This is a genomic window from Enterobacter cloacae complex sp. GF14B, from assembly GCF_004136805.1.
Classification (GTDB): domain Bacteria; phylum Pseudomonadota; class Gammaproteobacteria; order Enterobacterales; family Enterobacteriaceae; genus Enterobacter; species Enterobacter hormaechei_C.
In genome coordinates this window covers 1-19,438 of record NZ_QFRV01000081.1, presented here as the reverse complement: position 1 = coordinate 19,438, position 19,438 = coordinate 1, and the positions used below count along the sequence as shown (strand labels likewise).

Below are 19,438 nucleotides of genomic sequence, written 5' to 3'. Positions count from 1 at the left end.
AGCCACGCCAGCGGCACGGCAATCAGCCCCAGCGCCAGGTAACGTCCGGTCGACTGCAATATTGCCGGGTACTCCGGCACAATCAGCGGGCCGACAAAAATCAGCCCCCACATCAAACCCGCAAGCAGGGCATACAACACGCCGCTAATCATTTTTCCATCCATCTTGATTCACTTTGCGCTCAGTGTAGGAGGGCAAAACGGGCGCGTATTGTATGAGGTTGCGCATTAGCGCGGCATAACCTGTTTCTGGTAGCGCACGGGCGTGATGCCGTAGCGACGGGTGAAGGCGCGGGTCAGGTGCGACTGATCGGTCAGCCCGGTCGCGGCGGCCACCTCGGCGGCAGGCATGCCATGGGTGAGGAATGCTTTGGCGCGCCACAGCCGGATGGCCATCAGCATCTGGTGGGGCGTAACGTGGAAATGGGCTTTGAACTGGCGCTGAAAATGGTACGGGCTGAGCGAGACAACGTTAGCCAGCTCGTCCAGGGTCAGCGAGCGCATATAGTTGTCGTGCAGGTAGTCGCGAACGCGTTCGAAGCGGTGCGTGGCCTCCTGCACCACCGGCGCATGGTGGGCCAGCGGCTGAAAAGTCTGAATCAAATCCAGTAGCAGCCCCTTCTGCGCCAGCGGATCGTCCGTGTGCCACAGGCCATAAATCAACTGGCCTATCTGTTGCGAGCGCAGCGGATCGTGACGCGTGACGTCGCTAAACCACCAGTGACGCAGGCCAGTGACCTCTTCCAGCAGGTCGGGTTCGATGTAGACCATCCGGTAGCGCCAGCCGCCTTCAGTGGCGGATTCCCCGGTGTGGATCTCGTCCGGGTTCATGGTCACGACGGATTTTTCCGCGGCAAGATGCTGGGTACCGCGATAGCGGAAGCGTTCGGCACCGGTTTCGATGGTGCCGATACCGAAGGCTTCATGAGTGTGCGGCTCGAAGGCGTAGTCAGAGATATGGGCGTGATAAAGCTCCAGGCCCGGCAGCTGCGCCAGATGGCGAAAGCGCGCGCTGTCTCTCTCATCAGTGAACTGTTCCGGTACGCCTTGCACGGTGAGCCTCCTTGTGGGTCATCGCTTCATTATCAGAGATGACCCGAGGGGACGCCACAAAAAATAACCAATTTTTAACAACTACAGGATGGCTTTGACGCTTTCCGCCAGCGGTGTGGTTGGGCGGCCAATGAGCTTGCTCAGGGTATGGCTGTCGTCGAACAGGCCGCCTTTGGACGCGCCGGTGTCGGAGTCCGCCAGCATTTCCGCCAGCCCGGCAGGCAGACCAACGCCCTTCAGCGCAGCGGCGAAATCGGCTTCGCTGAGGTTCTGATACGTTACCGGCTTACCGCTCTGCTTGCTCAGTTCCGCAGCCAGTTCGCTCAGCGTCCAGGCATTATCACCCGCCAGTTCATACACCTTGCCGGCATGACCCTCTTCAGAAATCACTTTCGCTGCCGCCGCCGCGTAATCCGCACGGGTCGCAGAGGCAATTTTGCCTTCGCCTGCGGCCCCCATAAACACGCCGTGTTCCAGCGCTGGCGGCGCGCTTGCCAGGTAGTTTTCGGTGTACCAGCCGTTGCGCAGCAGGGCGTAAGGCACGCCGGAGGCCGCCAGGGCATTTTCGGTTTCGACGTGCTCAACGTGCAGACCCAGCGGGGATTTGTCAGCATGCAGCAGGCTGGTATAGGCGATGAATTTCACCCCGGCGGCTTTGGCGGCGTTTATCACGTTCTGGTGCTGTACGGCGCGCTGGCCCACTTCGCTGGAGGAGATGAGCAGTAGTTTATCCACGCCGTTCAGCGCGGTGGTAAATGCGGCTTCATCGGTGTAATCCGCCTGACGCACAACGACCCCTTGCTGACGCAACGCTTCGGCTTTCGCCAGGTTACGCACAATAGCCACGATCTGGCTGGCCGGAACGGTTTTCAGCAGTTCTTCAATAACGTGTTGGCCAAGCTGGCCGGTTGCGCCGGTAATCGCGATCATGATGAATCTCCTTCGTGTTTGTCTGGTGTTGTGGCACACTATCACCATAACTAACTTTTAGTAAGTACGTACAAAAAGGTAAGTATGAAAACAACAATACCAACGCTCAGCGAGCAAATGCGCGATGGCAACCTCTTTGCGGAACAGTGCCCGTCACGGGAGGTGCTCAAACACGTAACCAGCCGCTGGGGCGTGCTGATCCTGGTGGCGTTACGTCAGGGGACGCATCGCTTCAGCGATCTGCGCCGCAAGATGGGCGGCGTCAGCGAGAAGATGCTGGCTCAGTCTTTACAGGCGCTGGAACATGACGGGTTTGTCGATCGCGTGTCGTATCCGGTCGTGCCGCCGCATGTGGAGTATAGCCTGACGCCGCTGGGGCGGGAGGTAAGCGAGAAGGTGGCCGCGCTGGCCGACTGGATTGAGGTCAATACGCCGCAGGTGATGGCGAATAGGGACGAGCGTGCGGCATGAAATGCCGGGTGGCGCTTGCGCTTACCCGGCCTACGGGATCGAGGATTGCGGGTAGGCCGGGTAAGGCGAAGCCGCCACCCGGCACAATCATCGCTACCTGCTCAAATCCACCTGATAAATCGCGAACCCAATATCATCCGTCGCGACCTTTTGCATCGGATACTGCGCCTTATCCTTGATAAACGCGGCTGCTTTATCGGACGGAGATGTCTCAAAGCGAATATCCAGCTTAGTGTCGCTGTGGATCGGTGCCAGACGCCAGTTGTTATCCACCGCCGGATGAATTTCACCCGCCTTTTTCGACTCCGCGCTGATCCACGCCGCCAGCACCGAACGGTTCTCATCCGGTGAGGCAAAGGCGATATGGCTGTCACCCGTACCGGCAAACTTGCCGCCATAGGCGCGGTAGTTGTTGGTCACCACCAGGAAAGTGGCATTAGGATCAATCGCTTTGCCGTTGAAGGTTAGGTTTTTGATGCGTTCTGCCTGCGGATTAATGGCCTGACATTCGCCGTCATATTTCGCGGGCTGGGTAACGTCAATCTGATAATCCACGCCGTCGATCACGTCGAAGTTGTAGGTGCGGAAACCGTCCCAGTTAATCAGCGACTGCGGTTTGCTGCTGTGCGGATCGATCTGGTTGAACTGTCCGGCAGAGCACTCCAGCCACTCCTTCACCTCTTTCCCGGTGGCTTTCACCACCACGAGTGTGTTGGGATAGAGGTAGAGATCGGCGGCATTACGGAAGGTCAGCTGGCCTTTTTCCACCTCAACGTAACTGGCCGGATCGTTCTTACGTCCGCCCACTTTGAATGGCGCCGCGGCAGACAGTACCGGCAGATTTGCCAGATCCGGATCGCCCTGAATATAGTGCTCCGCATAGGCTTTCTGCGCCATGTTGACTACCTGCACGGTCGGGTCATCCTGTACCAGCGCGAGGAAGCTGTACATGTTATCAGCCGATTTACCGATCGGCTTGCTGACAAATTCACGCGTCGCGTCGTGGTCATGCTTCAGGACGTCGACCAGCTTTTTATCTTCCCCTGCCAGAGATTTTTTGGCCGCTGCGTCGTAGATCGGACGCGCTTCCGCTTTCGACTGCGTGACTTTCCAGCTTCCGCTGTCGTTATTCAGCACCAGATCCACCACGCCAAGGTGGTCACCCCACATGCCCGGCATCACCGATGGCACACCGTTGAGCGTCCCTTTTTCGATGTCCGCGCCTTTGATATCAGCGAAATCTTTACCCGGGAAGACGGCATGGGCGTGACCAAACAGGATCGCATCCACGCCCGGCACCTGGCTGAGATAGTACACGGAGTTCTCAGCCATCACCTGATACGGGTCGGCCGAGAGGCCGGAGTGTGCCACGACGACCACCACATCCGCCCCTTTCGCCCGCATCTCCGGCACGTATTTGCGCGCGGTTTCGGTAATGTCGTTGACGGTTACTTTCCCGTCGAGGTTGGCTTTATCCCACGTCATGATCTGCGGCGGTACAAAACCGATATAGCCGATTTTCAGCGTCTGTTTTTTACCGTCCTGGTCGACAACCTCGGTCTCTTTAATCAGATAAGGGGTGAAGAGCGGCTTCTTCGTCTTAACGTCGATGATATTGGCGTTAACGTACGGGAATTTTGCCCCTGCCAGCGCGTCGTGCAGGTATTTCAGGCCGTAGTTAAATTCGTGGTTGCCCAGGTTGCCAACCGCATAATCCAGGGTGTTCATCGCTTTATAGACAGGGTGGATCTCGCCTTTTTTCAGCCCCTTCGCCGCCATGTAGTCGCCGAGCGGGCTGCCCTGAATTAAGTCCCCGTTATCGACCAGCACGCTGTTTTTCACTTCACCGCGGGCGGCGTTGATCAAACTTGCCGTGCGTACCAGTCCGAATTTTTCCGTAGGGGTATCTTTGTAGTAATCGAAGTCCATCATATTGCTGTGCAGATCGGTGGTTTCCAGAATACGGAGATCCACCGTCGCTGCCTGAACGCTTGCCGCAATCAGCGTTGCCAGGAGCGTTGCGCTAAACTTAATCATCTGAGGAGTCCTTTTTTCGATCCAAGCCACAAAAGAATATGTATGTAGTATTTGTTGCTTACAGAAGTGTGAATGCTGCCAGAAAAAAGGGCGCTGAAACCAGAATTGCTTCACAGATAGCGGAATTGTTCACATTACGATATAACTAAAACAATAAGTTATGCCCACTGCGTTAACGAAGAGGTGGAGAATGTTAGATAAAATTTGTCAGCTCGCACGGGATGCGGGTGATGCCATTATGCAGGTGTACGACGGTGCGAAACCGATGGATGTTGTCAGCAAAGCGGATGACTCCCCGGTGACGGCGGCGGATATCGCGGCGCATGCAGTGATCCTGAAAGGTTTGCAGGCCCTGACGCCGGATATTCCGGTCCTTTCTGAAGAAGCGCCCCAGAGCTGGGATGAACGTCAGCACTGGCAGCGTTACTGGCTTGTCGACCCGCTGGACGGCACGAAAGAGTTTATCAAGCGTAACGGTGAATTCACCGTCAACATCGCTCTGATTGAAAACGGGAAAGCGGTACTGGGCGTGGTTTATGCCCCGGTGATGAAGGTGATGTACAGCGCGGCGGAAGGTAAAGCCTGGAAGGAAGAGTGCGGCGTGCGTAAGCAGATCCAGGTGCGTGATGCCCGTCCTCCGCTGGTGGTGATCAGCCGCTCGCACAGTGACAGCGAGCTGGAGGAGTATCTGCAACAGCTGGGTGAACACCAGACGACGTCGATTGGCTCGTCGCTGAAGTTCTGTCTGGTGGCGGAAGGGCAGGCGCAGCTGTACCCACGTTTCGGGCCGACGAACGTCTGGGATACGGCGGCAGGGCATGCGGTGGCGGCGGCCGCTGGCGCGCATGTGCATGACTGGCAGGGTAAGCCACTGGACTACACCCCGCGCGAGTCATTCCTGAATCCGGGCTTCCGGGTGTCACTTTACTGAGTCAGCAGCTTATGCAGCAGGGCAACCACCTGCTGCACCTCATCCTGCGTCAGCGCGCCGTCTTTAACCCACTCTACGCGACCGTTTTTGTCCAGCACGACAATCGCTGAACTCTCCTCTTCCAGCTGCCACGCCTTACGCGTCACGCCGTTGCTGTCGACAATAAACTGCGACCAGGGATAGAGCTTCTTATTGCTCTCAAGGCTTGAGCGCACAAACATGCCGGAGCCGGGAATGGCGTCGTCGGTGTTCACGATGGTAGTGGTCTGGTAGCGATCGTGCGGGAGTTTTGCGGCCTTGATCGCCTCCACGAGGGTAGCGTTTTTCTCTTTAGCGGATGTACGTCCGGCAATATGTTGTACAACTCTCACTTTGCCCGCAAGCTGCGCGCTATTCCAGGCTTTATAGCTAAACTTATCATTGTCGAGAATCAATTCTCCCCGGTCAGCAATCCCGACCGGCGGGACACGTTGTCCTTTTTCAATGTTGTGTGCGGAAGCCATCAGCGGCAGCAACAGGCAAGCTGCTGCCAGGAGGTTACGTAGGGTCATGGTGTTTCCTTATTGTTAGCAGGTGATCCGACCACTTGGTCATGCGCTTTTAATCATAAGTGCGATCAATAGGCTTTTCCCGCAATCCCGATGCCAGTTTGCGGGCGAACGCACATATCTATGCAAAAACGACGGCATATACTGCGCTGTATCACGCTTTGCAAAGATTATTCTGAATAATTGTAATCAAACGGTAAATAAACTTATGCACACTGGGTAAGTACGAGGTTCTGGTCTATAGTCATTGGGCATCAAAATTTGCGCTCAGGACAGTCGGGCCGATTGTGGCACCGCAAGAGCGTATGATTCGCAGGAGATACAAGAATGAAAATTTTCCAACGCTACAACCCGCTTCAGGTGGCGAAGTACGTGAAGATCCTGTTCCGTGGACGGTTGTACATCAAGGATGTTGGCGCTTTTGAGTTCGATAAGGGCAAAATCCTTATCCCGAAAGTGAAGGACAAACAGCACTTGTCTGTGATGTCCGAAGTCAACCGTCAGGTTATGCGTCTGCAAACTGAGATGGCTTAACCAACGTGCTATGCAGTAGTTGTTAAAAAGACGGCTCCCAATGGGAGCCGTTGATGTTTGTAGGGCCAGTCCAGAGACATACCCTGAAGCAGATAGTTTTGACTTGGCGTTATTTGTATTAACGGGCATAACCATGAATTGATGAAGTTTTTCTTAAAATCTTTTTCAGTGCTAAAAATTGATATAAAACATTAAAAACTTGGATCACTATTGGACTTATTATCCATGGCATAAACAATACCCCTATACTTTTTATAAGCGAGTTGTAAAAAGGTCAGCTTTAACTGTTGGCTGAGAAGGGAAGCCGTTACGCATGGAAAATAAATGGAATAATTATGCATCGAGATCTGGTTTTTAAAAATAAGAATATATTTGTGTTATTTATGTTAGCTACCATAGGATATGGGATTTGGCGCATGCTTGGTGACTTTTTTTACCTTGAACAGACTATAGTTTATCGGCATGCCGTAGTTGATAAGTCTATGTTGTATATCACGGAAAGCAGCGCGGGTGCGACGACTTCTTTCGTATATAAATATTATCTTTACACGGCACAAAAGACCGATGAAGTTTTTTTAGAAGACATTAAAAATGGTTATGAACCTTTCCTTGTCACCACCGATCCTGGCGTGAAAGTTAGCATTGAAGACAGAACGATTTTTCTTAAAGTAAGCGGGGATATTTTTAAATTTAATAATATCGTAGGCTCTGCCTTTATTTATCTCAATTCGTCCCCCTTCTAAGGACTTAAAAAATTATTTAAATTACATAAACGGCAGCTTCCGTTTTAAAACAAAAAGGGCAGCTCAACGCTGCCCTTCATAAATTACGCCGACACCTTCTCTTCCGCATCCGGCAGTTTCGGCACCAGCACGGTCGGTTTGCTATCAATACGCGTTACCAGCAGCTGATCGATGCGGTAGTTATCAATATCCACCACTTCAAACTTGAAGCCGGAGAACTTCACTGAGTCGGTACGTTTCGGGATTTTACGCAGCATAAACATCATAAAGCCGCCGATGGTCTCGTAGTTTCCGGACTGCGGGAACTCGTCGATGTCGAGCACGCGCATGACGTCTTCAATCGGCGTACCGCCATCGATGAGCCATGAATTTTCGTCACGCTGAACAATCTGCTCTTCCAGCCCCTGGCCGACCAGGTCGCCCATCAGGGTCGTCATAACGTCGTTGAGGGTGATAATGCCCACCACCAGCGCGTATTCGTTCATGATCACCGCGAAGTCTTCCCCGGCGGTTTTGAAACTTTCCAGCGCTTCGGAGAGCGTCAGGGTGTCCGGCACAATCAGGGTGTTGCGGATCTGCACGCCGCTGTTCAGCGCCAGGCTCTGGTTTGCCAGCACGCGGTTCAGCAGGTCTTTGGAGTCCACATAGCCGATGATATGGTCGATATCTTCGTTACAGACCAGGAACTTGGAATGTGGATGCTGCGCCACTTTGGTCTTCAGGCTCTGCTCGTCTTCATGCAGATCGAACCAGATAATGTTTTCACGGCCGGTCATGGAGGACGGCACGGTACGGGATTCCAGTTCGAAAACGTTCTCAATCAGCTCGTGCTCCTGCTTGCGCAGCACGCCTGCCAGCGCCCCGGCTTCCACCACGGCATAAATATCATCGGAGGTGATGTCGTCTTTACGCACCATCGGCAGCTTGAAGATGCGGAAAATGACGTTCGCCAGGCCGTTAAAGAACCACACCAGCGGACGGAAGACATAAAGGCAGAAGCGCATCGGGTTGATGATACGCAAAGCCACAGCTTCTGGCGCAATCATACCGATGCGTTTCGGGGTCAGGTCCGCGAATAAAATGAACAAGCCGGTCACCAGGGAGAAGGAGAGGATGAAGCTCAACTGCTCGGCCAGCTCTACGGACATGTACTTAACAAAGAGGCCATAAAACGCCGGAGAAAACGCTGCATCACCCACGATACCGCCAAGAATGGCGACCGCGTTCAGGCCAATCTGCACCACGGTAAAGAACATGCCGGGGTTTTCCTGCATTTTCAGAATGCGTGATGCGTTGATGTTGCCCTCGTCGGCAAGCAGCTTCAGTTTGATTTTACGGGAGGCAGCCAGCGAGATCTCCGATATCGAGAAAAATGCACTGACGGCAATAAGACAAAGTATTACTAAAATACTGTTTAACATAGTTTATCCGGCTTCTCGCCAGATCCTCAGAAGGGGAGTTGATACCATTCGTGTGAAGACACATTGAAGTCAGCTCGTAGCGTTGAGCCGATTATTTCAGCGGTAGTATAGCGTAAAGACGTGTAAACCTGCCAGAGGTCACGTTTCCGGCAAAAAGTGGCCGGAGGGAGAGGCTGTGCGCCACGCGGCTCGCGTGGCGCTGAAGCCGTAATCAGTCCTGTTGTGGAGGCAGACAGACGCCGATGCCGCCAATGCCGCAGTAGCCGTACGGATTTTTATGCAGGTACTGCTGGTGGTCGTCTTCGGCATAGTAGAACGGTTTCGCGGTAGCGATTTCCGTCGTGACCTGACGTTTATCACCGGCCGCCTGCATCGCTTCCTGGAAACGCGTCAGGCTGGCGTGGGCCGCGGCCTCCTGCTCTGGGGTGAGCGGGTAGATGGCCGAACGGTATTGGGTGCCGTGATCGTTACCCTGACGCATGCCCTGCGCCGGGTCATGGTTTTCCCAGAACACCTGGAGCAGCTGTTCATAGCTAATGACGCTCGGGTCATACACCACACGCACCGCTTCAGCATGACCGGTCTCACCGGAACAGACTTCGCGGTAGGTTGGGTTAGGCGTATATCCTCCGGTGTAGCCCGCAGCGGTGCTGTACACGCCCGGCAGTTGCCAGAACAGGCGTTCTACGCCCCAGAAGCAGCCCATGGCAAACAGGGCGATCTCCATTCCATCAGGAACGTTTGTCATTGAATGGTTGTTTACGGCGTGTAATGTCGCCACTGGCATAGGGGTGTTGCGTCCCGGTAACGCATCGGCTTGTGATACCAGATGCTTTTTATCAAATAAACTCACGGTGGGGCCTCCGGGGTAGCGTTGTTTCGGTTAAGGTTGTCACGAAGCGTTTAATTGAACACAATAAATGCGATGAATGAGTCTAGATTTAATCATAAGAAATATTTGGGTGTTACACCCTTTTTCAACCCGTAATTTGGGTTTTTGGCTTTCAGGCCGTATTTTGCCGCGGAGCGGCACTGCATTTGCTTCCAGGGTGGAAACAGGGATATTCAGGAGAAAACGTGACAAAGATCCGCCAGTTATGTTTAGTCAGCTTACTGCTGACCAGCGGGATTGCCAGCGCGGCGAATGTCCGTTTGCAGGTTGAGGGGTTATCCGGGGCGCTGGAAAAAAACGTGCGTGCGCAGCTTTCTACTATCCAGAGCGATGAGGTCACGCCGGATCGGCGTTTTCGCGCGCGCGTGGATGACGCCATTCGCGAAGGCTTAAAGGCGTTGGGGTACTACGAACCCACCATCGATTTCGATTTACGCCCGCCGCCGGCAAAAGGACGTCAGGTGTTGATTGCCCGCGTCTCGCCGGGCGAACCCGTCCTGATTGGCGGCACGAACGTGGTGCTGCGCGGCGGCGCGCGCACGGATCGTGACTACCTGGATCTGCTCAGCACCCGTCCGAAAGTGGGCACTGTGCTCAATCACGGGGATTACGATCGTTTTAAAAAATCATTAACCAGCGTTTCGCTGCGCAAAGGCTACTTCGACAGCCAGTTCAACAAAAGCCAGCTAGGCGTTGCGCTTGAGCGACGTCAGGCATTCTGGGATATCGATTACGACAGCGGCGAGCGCTACCGGTTTGGCGATGTGACCTTCGAAGGATCGCAAATCCGTGATGAGTATCTGCAAAACCTGGTGCCGTTTAAAAAGGGCGACTACTACCAGTCCAGCGATCTGGGCGAGCTGAACCGTCGTTTGTCCGCGACGGGCTGGTTTAACTCCGTGGTCGTAGCACCGGAATTTGAAAAATCCCGTAAAACGAAAGTGTTACCGCTGCATGGCGTGGTCTCTCCGCGCACCGAAAACACCATTGAGACCGGTGTCGGCTACTCCACGGACGTCGGCCCGCGCGTGAAAGCCTCGTGGAAAAAACCGTGGATGAACTCCTACGGCCACAGCCTGACCACCAGCGTGAGCCTGTCTGCGCCTGAACAGCAGCTGGACTTCAGCTATAAAATGCCGCTGCTGAAAAATCCGCTTGAGCAATACTACCTCGTGCAGGGCGGCTTTAAGCGTACCGATTTGAACGATACCGAGCAGGACTCGACGACGCTTGCGGTATCACGCTTCTGGGATCTCTCCAGCGGCTGGCAGCGCGCCATTAACCTGCGCTGGAGCCTCGACCACTTTACCCAGGCAAACGTTACCAACACCACCATGCTGCTTTATCCGGGCGTGATGATCAGCCGTACCCGCTCGCGCGGTGGCCTGATGCCGACCTGGGGCGACTCTCAGCGCTACTCCATCGATTACTCCAACACTGCGTGGGGCTCCGACGTAGACTTCTCCGTCTTTCAGGCGCAAAACGTCTGGATCCGCACGCTGTACGACAAACACCGCTTTGTGATGCGCGGTAATCTCGGCTGGATCGAAACCGGTGATTTCGAACGCGTCCCGCCGGATCTGCGCTTCTTCGCCGGGGGCGACCGCAGCATTCGCGGGTATAAGTACAAATCGATCTCACCTGAAAACGACAAAGGCCAGTTGACCGGGGCGTCAAAACTGGCGACCGGCTCGCTGGAGTACCAGTACAACGTCAGCGGCAAGTGGTGGGGGGCGATGTTCGTTGACGGCGGTGAAGCGGTGAACGATATCCGCCGCAGCGATTTCAAAACCGGCGCGGGCGTAGGCGTGCGCTGGCAGTCACCGGTCGGGCCAATCAAGCTCGATTTCGCCGTTCCGGTGGGCGACAAAGACGAACACGGTTTACAGTTTTACATCGGTCTGGGGCCTGAATTATGAGTTTATGGAAGAAGATAAGCCTCGGGGTGCTGATTTTTATCGTATTACTGCTCGGTACGGTGGCGTTTCTGGTGGGCACCACCACGGGCCTGCATCTGCTGTTTAACGCCGCGAACCGCTGGGTGCCAGGGCTGGAAATCGGCCAGGTAACGGGCGGCTGGCGCGATCTGCGCCTGAAAAATATCCGTTACGAACAGCCCGGCGTGGCGGTGAACGCGGGCGAGTTTCATCTGGCGGTCAAGCTCGGCTGCCTGCGTGACAGCCAGCTGTGCGTAAACGATCTGTCGCTAAAAGACGTTAACGTGGCGATAGATTCCAAAAAAATGCCGAAGTCTGAGCCTGTCGAAGAAGAGGACAGCGGCCCGCTGAATCTCTCCACGCCGTACCCGATTGCGCTCTACCGGGTTGCGCTGGATAACGTCAATATCAAAATCGACGATACGACGGTATCCGTGATGGATTTCACCTCCGGTCTGCGCTGGCAGGAGAAAAACCTCACCCTGACCCCAACCTCCCTGCAAGGGCTGCTGATTGCGCTGCCGAAGGTGGCCGACGTGGCGCAGGAAGAGATCGTCGAGCCGAAGATCCAGAACCCGCAGCCGGAAGAAAAACCGCTGGGTGAAACGCTGAAAGATCTCTTCTCGAAACCGGTTCTGCCGGAGATGACCGACGTGCATCTGCCGCTGAACCTCAATATCGAAGAGTTTAAGGGCGAGCAGTTGCGTCTGACCGGCGATACCGATCTGACGGTCTACAACATGCTGCTTAAAGTCAGCAGTATCGACGGCAACATGAAGCTCGACGCGCTGGATATCGACTCCAGTCAGGGCTCGGTGAACGCCTCAGGCAATGCGCTGCTGCGCGACAACTGGCCGGTGGATATTACGCTGAACAGCGCCCTGAACATCGATCCGCTGAAGGGCGAAAAGGTGAAGGTGAAGGTCGGCGGCGCGCTGCGTGAGAAGCTGGAGTTCGGCGTGAACCTTTCCGGACCGGTGGATATGGTGCTGCGCGGGCAAACCCAGCTGGCAGAGGCCGGTTTACCGCTCAACCTTGAGGTTGTCAGCAAGCAGCTTTACTGGCCGTTCACCGGCGAAAAACAGTTCCAGGCTGACGATCTGAAGCTGAAGCTGAGTGGCAAAATGACCGACTACACGCTGTCGTTCCGCACGGCAGTGAAGGGGCAGGGGGTACCGCCCGCCGATATCACCCTGGATGCGAAGGGTAACGAGTTGCAGGTTAACCTCGACAAGCTGACCGTGGCGGCGCTGGAAGGAAAAACAGAGCTGACCGCGCTGCTCGACTGGCAGCAGGCGATCAGCTGGCGCGGCGAGCTGAAGCTGACCGGGATCAACACCGCTAAAGAGGTCCCGGACTGGCCGTCAAAACTGGATGGCCTGATCAAAACCCGCGGTAGCCTGTACGGTGGCACCTGGCAGATGGACGTGCCGGAACTCAAGCTCACCGGCAACGTGAAGCAGAACAAAGTCAACGTAGAGGGCTCGCTTAAGGGCAACAGCTATCTCCAGTGGGTGATCCCGGGCCTGCACGTGGCGCTGGGCCGCAACACGGCAGATATCAAAGGCGAGCTGGGGGTGAAAGATCTCGATCTGGATGCCACCATCGACGCGCCAAATCTCGATAACGCCCTGCCGGGTCTTGGCGGCACGGCGAAGGGGTTAGTGAAGGTTCGCGGTACGGTGGAGGCGCCGCAGCTGCTGGCGGACATCACCGCTAATAACCTGCGCTGGCAGGAACTTTCCATTGCCCGCGTGCGCATCGAAGGGGACGTGAAATCCACCGATCAGATCGGCGGAAACCTGGACCTGCGCGTGGAGCGTATCTCGCAGCCGGACGTGAACATCAGTCTGGTCACGCTGGCGGCAAAAGGTAACGAAAAGCAGCACGATCTCCAGCTGCGCGTGCAGGGCGAGCCGGTCTCCGGGCAGCTGCACCTGACGGGCAGTTTTGATCGCCAGGCAACGCGCTGGAAGGGCGTACTGGATAACACCCGCTTCAGCACGCCGGTCGGCCCGCTGGTGCTGTCCCGATCCATCGCGCTGGACTACCGCAATGCGGAGCAAAAGTTAAGCATTGGGCCACACTGCTGGACCAACCCGAATGCTGAGCTGTGCGTGCCGCAGACCATTGATGCGGGCGCGGAAGGACGCGCGCAGATCAACCTCAACCGTTTCGACCTGGCGATGCTGAAACCGTTTATGCCGGAAACCACCCAGGCCAGCGGGGTCTTCAGCGGTAAAGCGGACGTCGCGTGGGACACCACCAAAGAGGGGCTGCCGCAGGGCAGCGTTACGCTCTCCGGGCGTAACGTGAAGGTGACGCAGGAGGTCAATGACGCGCCGCTGCCGGTAGCGTTCGACACCCTGAATGTGAACGCTGACCTGCGTAACAATCGTGCTGAACTGGGATGGCTGATCCGCCTGACCAACAACGGTCAGTTTGATGGACAGGTGCAAATTACCGATCCGCAAGGACGGCGCAATCTCGGCGGCAACGTCAATATTCGCAACTTCAACCTGGCGATGGTGAATCCGATCTTCTCGCGGGGAGAAAAGGCGGCGGGGATGCTCAGCGCCAACCTGCGTCTGGCGGGGGATGGGCAAAGCCCGCAGCTGTTTGGCCAGATGCGGTTAAACGGCGTGGACATTGACGGTAACTTTATGCCGTTCGATATGCAGCCAAGCCAGCTGACGATGAACTTTAACGGCCAAAGCTCAACCCTCAGTGGCTCAGTGCTGACGCAGCAGGGACAAATCAACCTGAGCGGTGACGCAGACTGGAGCCAGCTCGACAACTGGCGCGCCCGTATTGCGGCCAAGGGCAGCAGGGTGCGTATCACGGTACCGCCGATGGTGCGCCTGGACGTGTCGCCAGACGTGGTCTTTGAGGCAACGCCGAGTCTCTTCACCCTGGACGGCCGTGTTGACGTACCGTGGGCGCGCATCGTGGTTCACGAAGTGCCGGAAAGCGCGGTTGGCGTCTCCAGTGATGAAGTTATGCTCAATGAAAATCTGAAACCTGTTGAACAGAAGAGCGCTGGCATACCGATCAATAGTAATCTTATCGTGCACGTGGGGAATAACGTGCGTTTGGACGCGTTTGGGCTGAAGGCGAGACTCACGGGTGACCTGAAAGTGGCGCAGGATCAACAGGGGCTTGGCCTCAATGGACAAATCAATATTCCTGAAGGGCGCTTCCATGCCTACGGTCAGGATTTGATTGTGCGTAAAGGCGAGCTGCTGTTCTCCGGTCCACCGGATCAGCCGGTACTCAATATCGAAGCGATACGTAACCCGGAAGCCACCGAAGATGATGTGATTGCGGGCGTGCGCGTGACGGGCTCCGCCGATGAACCTAAGGCAGAGATCTTCTCTGACCCAGCCATGTCGCAACAGGAAGCGCTCTCTTACCTGCTGCGCGGCCAGGGTCTGGATAGCCAACAGGGCGATGGTGCGGCAATGACATCAATGTTAGTCGGTCTGGGGGTTGCACAAAGTGGTCAGGTTGTGGGTAAAATCGGCGAGACGTTTGGCGTAAGCAATCTGGCGCTGGACACTCAGGGCGTGGGTGACTCTTCGCAGGTAGTGGTCAGCGGCTATGTACTGCCGGGTCTACAGGTAAAATATGGCGTGGGGATCTTTGACTCACTGGCTACACTCACGTTACGTTATCGCCTGATGCCTAAGCTATATCTGGAAGCAGTGTCCGGCGTAGACCAGGCACTTGATCTGCTCTATCAGTTTGAGTTTTAGCAATGCGAATATTTGTTTACGGCAGTTTACGAACCAGGCAAGGCAACAGCCACTGGATGACCAACGCCCAGTTGCTGGGAAATTACACAATCGAAAACTACCAGTTGTACAGTCTGGGCCACTATCCAGGCGCAGTTCCGGGGAACGGAACGGTACAGGGTGAGGTTTATCGTATTGATAATGCCACGCTGGCCGAACTTGATGCCTTGCGCACCAGGGGCGGTGAATACGCTCGCCAGTTGATCCAGACACCTTACGGCAGTGCATGGATGTACGTGTACCAACGTTCGGTCGACGGGTTAACGCTGATTGAAAGCGGTAACTGGTTAGACAGAGACCAGTTCTGAAAAACGACAACGCCACCGTAAGGTGGCGTTGTTTTTTTGCGCCCATTCGCACGGGTTACCGGGATCGAAAGGCACAAAAAAGCCCCGACGCGCGGGGCTTAGTATCAGCAGTAAGAATTACTTCTTAGCAGCACGCTCGAAAGAGGCGATGATTTCTGCTTTCGCCGCTTCTGCGTTATCCCAGCCTTCAACTTTAACCCATTTGCCTTTTTCGAGATCTTTGTAGTGCTCGAAGAAGTGGGCGATCTGCGCTTTCAGCAGCTCTGGCAGGTCGTTCACATCTTTAATGTGATCGTACTCTTTGCTCAGCTTGGTGTGCGGTACGGCAACCAGTTTCGCATCTTCACCCGCTTCGTCAGTCATTTTCAGCACGCCAACAGGACGGCAGCGAATGACGGAGCCTGGCTGCAATGGGTACGGCGTCGGGACCAGTACGTCAACCGGGTCACCGTCCAGAGACAGAGTGTGGTTGATGTAGCCGTAGTTGCACGGATAGAACATGGCGGTAGACATGAAACGGTCAACGAACAGCGCACCGGTGTCTTTGTCGATTTCGTATTTGATTGGATCTGCGTTGGCCGGGATTTCGATCACAACGTAGATGTCTTCTGGCAGTTCTTTACCCGCAGGGACGTTGAGTAAGCTCATGTCGGTGTCCTTTAAAATGGATGGTAAACAAGTGGCAGGTATTATAGCCAACTGGCGCTGAAAGTCTCCGCCTGTTTTCGACTTCTCTCCCTCGCGCCTTCACTTTTCAGACCGTTTCCATGACAGGATAATCCATAAACTCAGCCGCATTTTAAATGTTGAAATGAAAGCGATTACAAACTTGTGATTAACGTTTTATTCACTTTTCTGAAGTGTGATGTAACGCAATCCGTAACATATTCCATTGGCTATAGTTCATCCGCGGAACATCTTTTAACCAACAATAACCTACCCTACGAGGACGTTCATATGTGGAAGCGCTTACTTCTTGTTACAGCAGTTTCGGCAGCCATGTCGTCTATGGCGATGGCCGCACCTTTAACCGTGGGATTTTCGCAGGTCGGATCTGAATCCGGCTGGCGCGCCGCTGAAACGAATGTGGCGAAAAGTGAGGCCGAAAAGCGCGGTATTACGCTGAAAATCGCCGATGGTCAGCAAAAGCAAGAGAACCAGATTAAAGCGGTGCGCTCGTTTATCGCTCAGGGCGTGGATGCCATCTTTATTGCCCCGGTTGTCGCTACGGGCTGGGAGCCGGTGCTGAAGGAAGCCAAAGATGCTGAAATTCCGGTCTTCCTGCTCGACCGTTCCATCGACGTAAAAGACAAATCTCTCTATATGACCACCGTCACCGCCGATAACGTGCTGGAAGGCAAACTGATTGGTGACTGGCTGGTGAAGCAGGTGGATGGCAAGCCGTGTAACGTGGTTGAGTTGCAGGGCACCGTCGGAGCGAGCGTGGCTATCGACCGTAAGAAAGGTTTCGCGGAGGCCATCGCCAAAGCACCAAACATCAAAATCATCCGTTCTCAGTCCGGCGACTTCACCCGCAGCAAGGGTAAAGAGGTCATGGAAAGCTTCATCAAGGCAGAAAATAACGGCAAAAATATTTGCATGGTTTACGCCCACAACGACGACATGGTGATCGGCGCCATCCAGGCCATCAAAGAAGCGGGCCTGAAGCCGGGCAAAGATATCCTCACCGGCTCGATCGACGGCGTACCGGACATCTACAAAGCAATGATTGACGGCGAAGCGAACGCCAGCGTGGAGCTGACGCCAAATATGGCGGGCCCGGCATTCGATGCGCTGGAGAAATTCAAGAAAGACGGCACCCAGCCTGAGAAGTTGACCATCACCAAATCCACGCTCTACCTGCCGGACACGGCGAAAGAAGAGTTAGAGAAGAAGAAAAATATGGGCTACTAAGCCCTCGCCCCCTCACCCTAGCCCTCTCCCCGGAGGGGAGAGGGAAAAGGGCGGGTTGGGCAGAAAATTAAAGATGGGCACGACATAGTCCCCTCTCCCCTCCGGGGAGAGGGTCAGGGTGAGGGGAAAACCATGACCACCGAACAACACCAGGAAATCCTTCGCACAGAGGGCCTGAGTAAATTTTTCCCTGGCGTTAAGGCGCTGGATAACGTTGATTTCAGCCTGCGGCGGGGGGAGATCATGGCGTTGCTCGGCGAAAACGGGGCGGGGAAGTCGACGCTGATTAAAACCCTGACCGGGGTCTATCACGCCGATCGCGGCGCTATCTGGCTGGAAGGTAACGCCATTTCGCCCAAAAACACCGCGCATGCGCAGCAACTGGGGATCGGCACGGTCTACCAGGAAGTGAACCTGCTGCCAAACATGTCGGTAGCGGACAACCTGTTTATTGGCCGCGAGCCCAGACGTTTTGGCCTGCTGCGCCGCAAAGAGATGGAAGCGCGCGCCGCGAAGCTGATGGAATCGTATGGCTTCTCTCTCGACGTGCGCGAACCGCTGAACCGTTTCTCCGTGGCGATGCAGCAGATCGTGGCGATCTGTCGCGCTATCGATCTCTCGGCGAAAGTGCTGATCCTCGATGAACCCACCGCCAGCCTCGATACCCAGGAAGTGGAGATGCTTTTTACCCTGATGCGCCAGCTGCGTAATCAGGGCGTTAGCCTGATTTTCGTGACGCATTTCCTCGATCAGGTTTACGAGGTGAGCGACCGTATTACGGTGCTGCGCAACGGCAGCTTTGTCGGCTGCCGGGAAACCCGCGAGCTGCCGCAGATAGAGCTGGTCAAAATGATGCTGGGCCGCGAGCTGGAGACCAACGCGCTTCAGCGCGCGGGCCGTACGCTGCTGAGCGAAAAACCGATCGCCGCGTTTCACGATTACGGCAGAAAAGGGACCATCGCGCCGTTTAACCTCGAGGTACGCCCCGGTGAAATTGTGGGGCTGGCGGGTCTGTTAGGCTCCGGCCGCACCGAAACCGCCGAAGTCATCTTCGGGATCAAACCTGCCGACAGCGGAACGGCGCTGATCAAAGGCAAACTACAAACGCTACGTTCACCGCATCAGGCGTCGTGCCTCGGCGTGGGCTTCTGCCCGGAGGACAGGAAAACGGACGGTATTATTGCCGCCGCCTCGGTGCGGGAAAACATCATTCTGGCGCTACAGGCCCAGCGCGGCTGGCTGCGTCCGATCCCTAAGCGCGAGCAGAACGCGATTGCCGAGCGCTTCATCCGCCAGCTCGGTATACGTACCCCGAGCGCGGAACAGCCCATCGAGTTCCTCTCGGGCGGTAATCAGCAGAAGGTGTTGCTCTCGCGCTGGCTGCTCACCAAGCCGCAATTCCTGATCCTCGACGAGCCCACGCGCGGTATCGACGTGGGCGCGCACGCCGAAATCATCAGGCTTATCGAAACGCTCTGCGCCGACGGTCTGGCGCTGCTGGTGATCTCGTCTGAGCTGGAGGAGCTGGTCGGCTATGCCGATCGCGTCATCATCATGCGCGATCGCAGGCAGGTGGCAGAGATCCCGCTGGATAAACTGTCGGTTCCGGCGATCATGAATGCCATCGCGGCGTAAGGAGTCAAATGTGATGTCCCGTTCTCTTTCGCAAACTGGCGAAGCGAAGCGCCGCTTCAGCTGGCCGACCGGCACGCCGCAAATCGTGGCGCTGCTGCTGGTGCTGCTGGTGGATAGCCTGGTGGCTCCGCATTTTTTCCAGATCGTCGTGCAGGATGGCCGCCTGTTTGGTAGCCCGATCGACATCTTAAACCGTGCCGCGCCCGTGGCGCTGCTGGCGATTGGTATGACGCTGGTCATTGCCACCGGCGGGATCGACCTCTCCGTCGGTGCGGTAATGGCGATTGCGGG

At 55.6% G+C, this 19,438-nt stretch carries 16 protein-coding genes and 2 pseudogenes; 10 read left to right on the top strand and 8 right to left on the bottom strand.

Annotated features, from left to right (window positions below; genetic code table 11):
- The 3 genes and pseudogenes from DD606_RS26500 to DD606_RS20405 all read right to left on the bottom strand — a co-directional run.
- Positions 1–152 (bottom strand): annotated as a pseudogene (locus tag DD606_RS26500) (EamA/RhaT family transporter); the annotation flags it as partial.
- Between the two features lie 75 nt (positions 153–227).
- Positions 228–1,052 carry an AraC family transcriptional regulator gene (locus DD606_RS20410; RefSeq protein ID WP_023315272.1) on the bottom strand — a complete coding sequence of 275 codons (825 nt, stop codon included), beginning with the start codon at positions 1,050–1,052 and terminating at the stop codon, positions 228–230.
- Between the two features lie 81 nt (positions 1,053–1,133).
- On the bottom strand, positions 1,134–1,982 hold the full coding sequence (locus DD606_RS20405) for an SDR family oxidoreductase (RefSeq protein WP_022650267.1): 849 nt from the start codon (positions 1,980–1,982) through the stop codon (positions 1,134–1,136).
- 84 nt (positions 1,983–2,066) lie between these two features.
- Between DD606_RS20405 and DD606_RS20400 the strand changes: the two genes are divergently transcribed.
- Positions 2,067–2,453, top strand: coding sequence for a helix-turn-helix domain-containing protein (locus tag DD606_RS20400; RefSeq protein ID WP_022650268.1), 387 nt, complete (start codon positions 2,067–2,069; stop codon positions 2,451–2,453).
- 93 nt (positions 2,454–2,546) lie between these two features.
- On the opposite strand, the gene DD606_RS20395 is transcribed toward DD606_RS20400, so the two are convergent.
- Entirely contained in the window at positions 2,547–4,490 is a 1,944-nt protein-coding gene (locus DD606_RS20395) for a bifunctional 2',3'-cyclic-nucleotide 2'-phosphodiesterase/3'-nucleotidase (protein ID WP_032608365.1), read from the bottom strand.
- Positions 4,491–4,680: 190 nt separating this feature from the next.
- Between DD606_RS20395 and cysQ the strand changes: the two genes are divergently transcribed.
- A complete protein-coding gene (gene cysQ / locus DD606_RS20390) occupies positions 4,681–5,421 on the top strand; it encodes a 3'(2'),5'-bisphosphate nucleotidase CysQ (protein ID WP_003856050.1) in 741 nt (246 codons plus the stop codon).
- Here the strand turns inward: cysQ and DD606_RS20385 are convergent.
- Positions 5,415–5,972 carry a YtfJ family protein gene (locus DD606_RS20385; protein WP_022650270.1) on the bottom strand — a complete coding sequence of 186 codons (558 nt, stop codon included), beginning with the start codon at positions 5,970–5,972 and terminating at the stop codon, positions 5,415–5,417. The two genes, cysQ and DD606_RS20385, sit on opposite strands and share 7 nt — an antisense overlap.
- A 324-nt stretch (positions 5,973–6,296) precedes the next feature.
- Here DD606_RS20385 and DD606_RS20380 point away from each other — a divergent pair, with 324 nt between their 5' ends.
- Positions 6,297–6,503: a DUF1107 domain-containing protein gene (locus DD606_RS20380; protein WP_003856054.1), complete on the top strand. Its 207-nt coding sequence runs from the start codon at positions 6,297–6,299 to the stop codon at positions 6,501–6,503.
- Between the two features lie 335 nt (positions 6,504–6,838).
- Complete coding sequence (locus tag DD606_RS20375) at positions 6,839–7,246, top strand: hypothetical protein (protein WP_032608366.1); 408 nt, start codon at positions 6,839–6,841, stop codon at positions 7,244–7,246.
- A gap of 83 nt (positions 7,247–7,329) precedes the next feature.
- On the opposite strand, the gene DD606_RS20370 is transcribed toward DD606_RS20375, so the two are convergent.
- Entirely contained in the window at positions 7,330–8,667 is a 1,338-nt protein-coding gene (locus DD606_RS20370; RefSeq protein WP_022650272.1) for a hemolysin family protein, read from the bottom strand.
- Between the two features lie 211 nt (positions 8,668–8,878).
- Complete coding sequence (gene msrA, locus DD606_RS20365) at positions 8,879–9,520, bottom strand: peptide-methionine (S)-S-oxide reductase MsrA (protein WP_003856057.1); 642 nt, start codon at positions 9,518–9,520, stop codon at positions 8,879–8,881.
- 224 nt (positions 9,521–9,744) lie between these two features.
- Between msrA and tamA the strand changes: the two genes are divergently transcribed.
- The 3 genes from tamA to DD606_RS20350 are packed head-to-tail and all read left to right on the top strand — an operon-like array spanning position 9,745 to position 15,598.
- A complete protein-coding gene (gene tamA, locus DD606_RS20360; protein WP_023315276.1) occupies positions 9,745–11,478 on the top strand; it encodes an autotransporter assembly complex protein TamA in 1,734 nt (577 codons plus the stop codon).
- Positions 11,475–15,251, top strand: a complete 3,777-nt coding sequence (gene tamB, locus DD606_RS20355; RefSeq protein WP_050871447.1) for an autotransporter assembly complex protein TamB — start codon at positions 11,475–11,477, stop codon at positions 15,249–15,251. Before tamA ends, tamB begins: the two co-directional genes overlap by 4 nt.
- A 2-nt stretch (positions 15,252–15,253) precedes the next feature.
- Positions 15,254–15,598, top strand: coding sequence for a gamma-glutamylcyclotransferase (locus DD606_RS20350; protein WP_017383925.1), 345 nt, complete (start codon positions 15,254–15,256; stop codon positions 15,596–15,598).
- 117 nt (positions 15,599–15,715) lie between these two features.
- Here the strand turns inward: DD606_RS20350 and ppa are convergent, their stop codons facing one another.
- Positions 15,716–16,246 carry an inorganic diphosphatase gene (gene ppa, locus DD606_RS20345; protein ID WP_006810347.1) on the bottom strand — a complete coding sequence of 177 codons (531 nt, stop codon included), beginning with the start codon at positions 16,244–16,246 and terminating at the stop codon, positions 15,716–15,718.
- A 309-nt stretch (positions 16,247–16,555) separates the two neighbouring features.
- Between ppa and ytfQ the strand changes: the two genes are divergently transcribed.
- The 3 genes and pseudogenes from ytfQ to DD606_RS20330 all read left to right on the top strand — a co-directional run.
- Positions 16,556–17,512 (top strand): galactofuranose ABC transporter substrate-binding protein YtfQ, encoded by a 957-nt coding sequence (gene ytfQ / locus DD606_RS20340; protein ID WP_017383924.1) that lies wholly within the window; start codon positions 16,556–16,558, stop codon positions 17,510–17,512.
- 132 nt (positions 17,513–17,644) lie between these two features.
- Positions 17,645–19,147 (top strand): galactofuranose ABC transporter, ATP-binding protein YtfR, encoded by a 1,503-nt coding sequence (gene ytfR, locus DD606_RS20335; protein ID WP_045894190.1) that lies wholly within the window; start codon positions 17,645–17,647, stop codon positions 19,145–19,147.
- A gap of 10 nt (positions 19,148–19,157) precedes the next feature.
- Positions 19,158–19,438 (top strand): annotated as a pseudogene (locus DD606_RS20330) (ABC transporter permease); the annotation flags it as partial.